General features: G+C 72.9%; 6 protein-coding genes. 2 read left to right on the forward strand and 4 right to left on the reverse strand.

Features of this window, described 5'->3' with window-relative positions:
- Positions 1 to 24: 24 nt before the first annotated feature.
- Positions 25 to 561 (reverse strand): DUF4232 domain-containing protein, encoded by a 537-nt coding sequence (locus tag ACFVJX_RS25700; RefSeq protein ID WP_384124413.1) that lies wholly within the window; start codon positions 559 to 561, stop codon positions 25 to 27.
- Positions 562 to 754: 193 nt separating this feature from the next.
- Entirely contained in the window at positions 755 to 2,122 is a 1,368-nt protein-coding gene (locus ACFVJX_RS25705) for a cytochrome P450 (RefSeq protein WP_384124411.1), read from the reverse strand.
- A 294-nt stretch (positions 2,123 to 2,416) separates the two neighbouring features.
- Between ACFVJX_RS25705 and ACFVJX_RS25710 the strand changes: the two genes are divergently transcribed.
- Both ACFVJX_RS25710 and ACFVJX_RS25715 read left to right on the forward strand, forming a co-directional pair.
- Positions 2,417 to 2,986 carry a TetR/AcrR family transcriptional regulator gene (locus ACFVJX_RS25710; protein WP_384124409.1) on the forward strand — a complete coding sequence of 190 codons (570 nt, stop codon included), beginning with the start codon at positions 2,417 to 2,419 and terminating at the stop codon, positions 2,984 to 2,986.
- An 87-nt stretch (positions 2,987 to 3,073) separates the two neighbouring features.
- The gene (locus ACFVJX_RS25715; protein WP_384124407.1) at positions 3,074 to 4,258 is read left to right on the forward strand and encodes a GDSL-type esterase/lipase family protein; all 1,185 of its coding nucleotides are present in this window, start codon (positions 3,074 to 3,076) and stop codon (positions 4,256 to 4,258) included.
- A 23-nt stretch (positions 4,259 to 4,281) separates the two neighbouring features.
- On the opposite strand, the gene ACFVJX_RS25720 is transcribed toward ACFVJX_RS25715, so the two are convergent.
- Positions 4,282 to 4,965 (reverse strand): response regulator, encoded by a 684-nt coding sequence (locus ACFVJX_RS25720; RefSeq protein WP_384124405.1) that lies wholly within the window; start codon positions 4,963 to 4,965, stop codon positions 4,282 to 4,284.
- 17 nt (positions 4,966 to 4,982) lie between these two features.
- The gene (locus tag ACFVJX_RS25725; RefSeq protein ID WP_384124403.1) at positions 4,983 to 6,164 is read right to left on the reverse strand and encodes a sensor histidine kinase; all 1,182 of its coding nucleotides are present in this window, start codon (positions 6,162 to 6,164) and stop codon (positions 4,983 to 4,985) included.
- Positions 6,165 to 6,253: the final 89 nt, after the last annotated feature.

The following is a 6,253-nucleotide window of genomic DNA, read 5'->3' on the forward strand; positions in this document are numbered from 1 at the left end:
CGCCGCGCCACCCCGGCCTGTGGCTCAGCGCGTCGCGGCGGCGAGCGCCCGGTCGGCCGCGGCGCGCGAGGTGTGCCACAGCGTGGTCACCGGCTCCCAGACCCGGATCCCGTGGTCCATGCCCACGGTCGCCCCACCGAAGGTGACGCCGTAGTGCGAGGGGTCCGCCGCCACGGACAGGGTGCTGACCACGTGCCCCTCGGTGGTGCCGGGCGCCGCCGTACGCACGGCGGCGTACCCGCTCTCGCCCGGCGAGAGCGAGTACGCACCGCTCGTCGCCGGCGGCACGGGCTGGGCCGAGCCGTCCAGCCCCCGGAAGGTGACGGTAGGAATGCGGTCCACCACACAGGTGCCGCCGCCCCGGTTGGTGACGGCGATCCGCGCCACGTTCCGCCCCCCGCCGGGGGAGGCCGTGATCCGGAGTGCCTGCTCCTGACAGATGCCCGGACGGGCAGCCGCCCCGGTGGAAGCGGCATCGGGGGCGGCCGAAGCGCCGGTGGCCGTGAGGGCCACGGCGGCCGTTGCGGTGAGGGTGGCGGTGAGGGCGGAGGACAGACGCATGATGTTTCTCCCCTTGGATCGACAGCCGATCGGACAGCCCGCGGTCGCGGCCACCGGGCCCCTGCGGCCGCACAGCCGACAGGGACATTCTTGACGGTATGCCTTGTTCCTGGCGATAGACCGGACATATCGGTTCAGTATCTGTGGGGCCCGCGCGGCTGCCGCCCGTCCGCACGCCGTGGTGTGGCCGCCGCTACCGCGCCCGCACCGTCGCCAGCACCTCACGGTCCGGCTGTAGCGTCAGCGTCGGCACGGGGCCGACCGTGCCCGGGTCCACCTCCAGTTCGAAGCGGCGCGCGAGCACCGCCAGGATCAGCACCGCCTCCACCATCGCGAACCGGGTGCCCAGGCAGACCCGCGGGCCTCCGCCGAACGGGAACCACGCGTACTCCGCGATCTCCTCGTTCGCCTCGGCGCCCCAGCGCTCGGGGCGAAACGCCTCGGGCTCCGGGAACCACCGCTCGTCGCGGTGCGTGGCCCACTGGCTGCTCCACACCCTGGTTCCCTCCGGCATCGGTATGCCCCCGATCCGCGCGCCCTCCTTCGCGACCCCGGTGACCAGCCAGATCGTCGGGTACAGCCGGAGCGCCTCCTTGATCACCGACTGGGTGTACGTCAGCCGCGCATAGTCGTCGAACCCCGGCTCCCGGCCGCCGAGGACCCGGTCCAGCTCCTCGTGCAGCGCGGCGCGCGCCGCTGCGTTGCGGGAGAGCAGGTACCAGGCCCAGACCAGCGTCGAGCTCGTCGTCTCGTGGCCGCCGATGTACAGCGTGACCGTCTCGTCCCGGATCTCCTCATCCGTCAGCCGGGTCCCCGTCTCGTCCACGGCGGTGAGCAGCCGGCTCAGCAGGTCCGGGCGATCGTCCCCGCCGTCCCGGTGACGGGCGACGACCCGGCCCACCTCGGCGTCGATCACCGCGGCGGCCTTCCTGATCCTGGCCCGCCCCGGCGTCGGTACCCAGTCGGGCAGCAGGGCGCCGATCCCCGCGAACTCCTTGCCGATCTCCGCCTGGGCCACATCCATCGCCCGGCCCATCGCCTCGGCGTCGGCCGGAGTGTCGACGCCGAAGATCGTGCGCACGGCGATCCGCTGCGTCAGGGCCGCCATCTCCCGCTTGACGTCGATGCGTTCACCGCCCGCCCAGGTGTCCGCCAGCTCCACCGTGCTGCCCGCCATGGTCGCCGCGTACGACCGCACCTGCTTCGGACGTACGGACGGCTGCACCAGCGACCGCTTGCGCCGCCACTCCGCCCCGCGCGCCACGACCACGCCGTTGCCCATCACGGTGCGGAACGCGATGCCGAGGGCGGGCTGGTCGAAGGAGCGTTCCGTCTCGGTGAGCAGTTCGCCTATGCACCCGGGATCGGCCACGAACACACAGGAGTTGGGGCCGAAGCGCCACTGGACCAGGTCTCCGTGGCCGCGCAGCCGCTCGAAGAACGCGAGGGGGTCCCTGGCGAACTGCGGCATGTTCCCGAGGAGCGGCAGCCCTCTGGGGCCCCGCACGATCCGGTGGCCGCGGGGCTCGGCATCGAGGGCCGGGCCGGTCTCCGTGGACATGAGGGTCTCCGCTCCCTGCTGGCGCGCCACGGTGGGCGCGCGCGAGATGGCTCCGGCTGGTCCGCTGACCTTTGCACCCGTCACCGGCCTTACGGAGTACGTGAGTTGTCGAGGTTAGCCGCCCGCGGCGCCTGACGTTCGGCTTCGGCTGCCAGGGGGCGACGCTTTGGCCGGGCCGGCGGCGCGGGGCGGCGTCCCTCTCGTGCGGCGACGGGCGGGTCTCGCTGGTACACAGCATTTGCCTAAAGCTATTAGGTAAATGCATAATGGGTTTCGGCTGATGAAGGGATGAGCATGGTGCGTGCAGGGTTGACGGCGGAACGCCTGGTCCGGGCCGGAGCGGAGCTGGCCGACGAGGTCGGCTTCGACCAGGTGACGGTCTCGGCGCTCGCCCGCCGGTTCGACGTGAAGGTCGCGAGTCTGTACTCGCACCTGAAGAACTCCCACGAGCTCAGGACCGGAATCGCGCTGCTCGCCCTGGAGGAACTCGCAGACCGGGGCGGGGCCGCGCTGGCCGGACGGGCGGGCAAGGACGCGCTGAGCGCCTTCGCCAACGTCTACCGCGACTACGCCCGGGAGCATCCCGGCCGTTACGCGGCGGCCCAGCTGAAGCTCGATCCGGAGGCGGCGGCCGCGAGCGCGGGAGGCAGGCACGCGCAGATGACGCGGGCCATCCTGCGGGGCTACGACCTGACCGAGCCCGACCAGACGCACGCCGTGCGGCTGCTGGGCAGCGTCTTCCACGGCTACGTCAGCCTGGAGATGCAGGGCGGGTTCAGCCACAGTGCCCCCGACTCGCAGGTGAGCTGGGCACGGACCCTGGACGCTCTGGACGCCCTGCTGCGGAACTGGCCCGCACCCTGACAGCGCTGTTCCGGGCGACGCGGGTCCGAGCCGCGCGTTCTCGGCGACACCCGTCCGAACACCACGTACCGAGCAACAGGCAGAGACATGAGCACTGAAAACGACCTGATCAGCACACCGATCACCGCAGGCCTCCTGCGCGGGGCGCTCGACCTGGAGCGCACCGAGCACGGGCTGCGCCCGCACCGGCTGCCCGCCCGGGCCCGTGCCCAGTGCGCCGACGGGCAGCTCGCCATGGCGGAGGCCCAGCCCTCCGGCGTACGGCTGGTGTTCCGTACCCGAGCCACCACGATCGAGCTGGACACACTCCGTACCAAGATGGCGTACGCGGGCGCACCGACCCGACCGGACGGCGTGTACGACCTGCTCGTCGACGGCCGGCCGGCCGGGCAGGGGAGCGTGACCGGCGGCAACGTCCGCACGGTCGACATGACGACCGGGTCCGTGGAGACCACGCCCGGCCCGGTGGGCACCGTCCGGTTCGCCGAACTCTCCGAGGGCGCCAAGGACGTCGAGATCTGGCTGCCGTACAACGAGTCCACCGAGCTGGTCGCCCTGCGCACGGACGCCCCCGTCGAGCCCGCGCCCGACCGGGGCCGCAAGGTGTGGCTCCACCACGGCAGTTCGATCAGCCACGGTTCCGACGCCGCGAGCCCCACCAGCACCTGGCCCGCGCTCGCCGCCTCCCTGGGCGGCGTGGAGCTGATCAACCTGGGCCTGGGCGGCAGCGCCCTGCTCGACCCGTTCACCGCCCGCGCGATGCGTGACACCCCCGCGGACCTGATCAGCGTCAAGATCGGCATCAACCTCGTCAACGCCGACCTGATGCGGTTGCGTGCCTTCACCCCGGCCGTGCACGGCTTCCTCGACACCATCCGGGAGGGCCACCCCGGCATCCCGCTCCTGGTCGTCTCGCCCGTCCTGTGCCCGATCCACGAGGACACCCCGGGGCCCAGCGCCCCGGACTTCAGCGACATCGGCGAGGGACGGCTCCGGTTCCGGGCCATGGGCGACCCCGCGGAACGGGCCATGGGGAAGCTCACGCTCAACGTCATCCGGGACGAACTGGCCCGGCTTGTGCGGGAGCGCGCGACGGACGATCCGCATCTGCACTACCTCGACGGCCGTGCCCTCTACGGGGACGCGGACTTCGCCGAACTCCCGCTCCCCGACGCGCTCCACCCGGACGCCGCCACGCACCGCCGGATGGGCGAGCGCTTCGCCGGCCTGGCCTTCGCGGCCGGGGGACCGTTCGCCGACGGCACCGTCTGAGCCGCACGGCATCCGGTCCGCGATCAGCCGGCCGATGGCGGACCGGGCCGCACCAGACCGGACCGGTAGGCGATGACGACGAGTTGGGCGCGGTCGCGGGCTTCGAGCTTGTTCATGGCGCGCTGGATGTGGGTGCGCACGGTGAGCGGGCTGAGGAAGAGCGATGCGGCGATCTCGGCGTTCGAACTGCCGTTGGCGGCCAGCGCCGTCACCTCACGTTCGCGCGGGGTGAGCGCGGCCAGCCGCGCCGGCAGCTCCCCGCCGGTGCCGGGCTCGGGCGTGGCGAGGAAGCGGGTCACGAGCAGCCGTGTGGCCGCGGGGGACAGCAGCGCCTCACCGGAGACCACGGTACGAATGCCCTCCAGGAGCGCGTCCGCCGACACGTCCTTGCCGAGGAACCCGCTCGCGCCCGCGCGCAGGGCCCGGGCGACGTACTCGTCGGTCTCGAAGGTCGTCAGGATCAGGACCCGGATCGCCGACAGTTCCGGGTCGCCGCAGATGACGGTGGTGGCCTCCAGACCGTCGGTGCCGGGCATCCGGATGTCCATGACCACGAGGTCCGGGCGGAGCGCGCGAGTGAGCTCGACGGCCCGCTCCCCGTCGGCCGCCTCACCCACGACCTCCATGTCGTCACAGGAGTCGATCAGCATGCGGAACGTGGCGCGCAGCAGAGCCTGGTCGTCGGCGAGCAGGACGCGGAGGGGCATCGGGGGTCCTTCGGGGATCAGAAGTGGATGGGAAGTTCGGCCGTGACGGTGAAGCCGCCGTCGGATCGCCGGCCCGCCCGGAACTCGCCGCCGGCCGACCGGGCGCGCTCCCGCATGCCGATCAGGCCGAAGCCGCTGTCCTGCGCCGCGGGAGCGGAGCCCTCGGCGCCGCCGCCCTCGTCGCTGACCGTGATGGTGAGCAGGTCGCCGGCGTAGGCGAGGGTGACCTGGGCGGCGGTCGTGGCGGCGTGCTTGGTGACGTTGGTGAGGGCTTCCTGGACGATGCGGTACGCGGTCAGGTCCACGCCGGGAGCGAGCGGCACCGCGTCCCCGGTGGTGGTCACGGTGACCGTCAGTCCGGCGTTCTCGTGCGTGGCGACCAGCTCGGGCAGACGGGCGAGCCCGGGGGTGGGTTCGAGCGGGGAGTCGGGGTCGTCGGGGCTGCGGAGCAGCCCGACGGTCGCCTTGAGCTCGCGCAGGGCGGACGAGGTGGTGCCGGCCAGCTCGGTGATGAGCTGCTCGGCCTGGGCGGGGTTGCGGCGCACCAGGTGGGCGGCGGTCGTGGCCTGCGCGTTGGCGAGGGCCAGATGGTGGGCGACGACGTCGTGCAGTTCGCGGGCGATGCGGACGCGCTCTTCCGCCACGCGATGACGGGCCTCGTCCTCGCGGGTGCGTTCGGCGTGCTCGGCACGGGTGCGCAGCGACTCCAGGTATGCGCGGCGCAGCCGGGCCGCCGAGCCCCAGGCGACGGGGAGCAGCAGGCAGAGGGCGGGGTTGAGCGTCGCCAGGACGAGGGTGGAGGACCGGCCGGTGATCAGCGCCGTCGGGAGCAGGAGGGCGATGGCGGCGAGGCTGTAGAGGCCCGCGGTCCGCCGGTCGGTCCCGGTGGCCAGCCAGTAGAGCGCGACCATGGCGGGGGCGAGCAGCAGCGGTGTCCCGAGGTACCCCACACCGGTGGCCGCGCTGGCGCACAGGGCGGTGATCACGACGACGGCGCGGGGATGGCTGCGACGCCACCACAGGGCCGTGCAGGCGATGACGGAGAGGACCACCCCAGGACGCCAGTCGATGTACTCGGCGGTGGTTCCCCAGGTCCCGACCGCGCTGGCGAAGACGGCGGCGGCGAACGCCATGGGGATCACGACGGCGTCGACGGTCCGCGGGTGGTCGCGCAGCCGGCGGGTGAGGGCGTGTGGCATCAGGTCTCCGATGGGAGGGACTCGGGGTCCATCGTGCGTGACGGGCTGTCTCCGCGTGGGCAGGGGCCGCCCGTGTCACATGACACGGG

Origin of the sequence: Streptomyces sp. NPDC127177 (assembly GCF_042672475.1) — a bacterium.
Classification (GTDB): Bacteria; Actinomycetota; Actinomycetes; order Streptomycetales; family Streptomycetaceae; genus Streptomyces.

Coding starts and splice junctions, on each gene's coding strand:
- ACFVJX_RS25700 (WP_384124413.1), bottom strand. CDS start 561: ATGCGTCTGTCCTCCGCCCTCACCGCCACCCTCACCGCAACGGCCGCC.
- ACFVJX_RS25705 (WP_384124411.1), bottom strand. CDS start 2,122: ATGTCCACGGAGACCGGCCCGGCCCTCGATGCCGAGCCCCGCGGCCAC.
- ACFVJX_RS25710 (WP_384124409.1), top strand. CDS start 2,417: ATGGTGCGTGCAGGGTTGACGGCGGAACGCCTGGTCCGGGCCGGAGCG.
- ACFVJX_RS25715 (WP_384124407.1), top strand. CDS start 3,074: ATGAGCACTGAAAACGACCTGATCAGCACACCGATCACCGCAGGCCTC.
- ACFVJX_RS25720 (WP_384124405.1), bottom strand. CDS start 4,965: ATGCCCCTCCGCGTCCTGCTCGCCGACGACCAGGCTCTGCTGCGCGCC.
- ACFVJX_RS25725 (WP_384124403.1), bottom strand. CDS start 6,164: ATGCCACACGCCCTCACCCGCCGGCTGCGCGACCACCCGCGGACCGTC.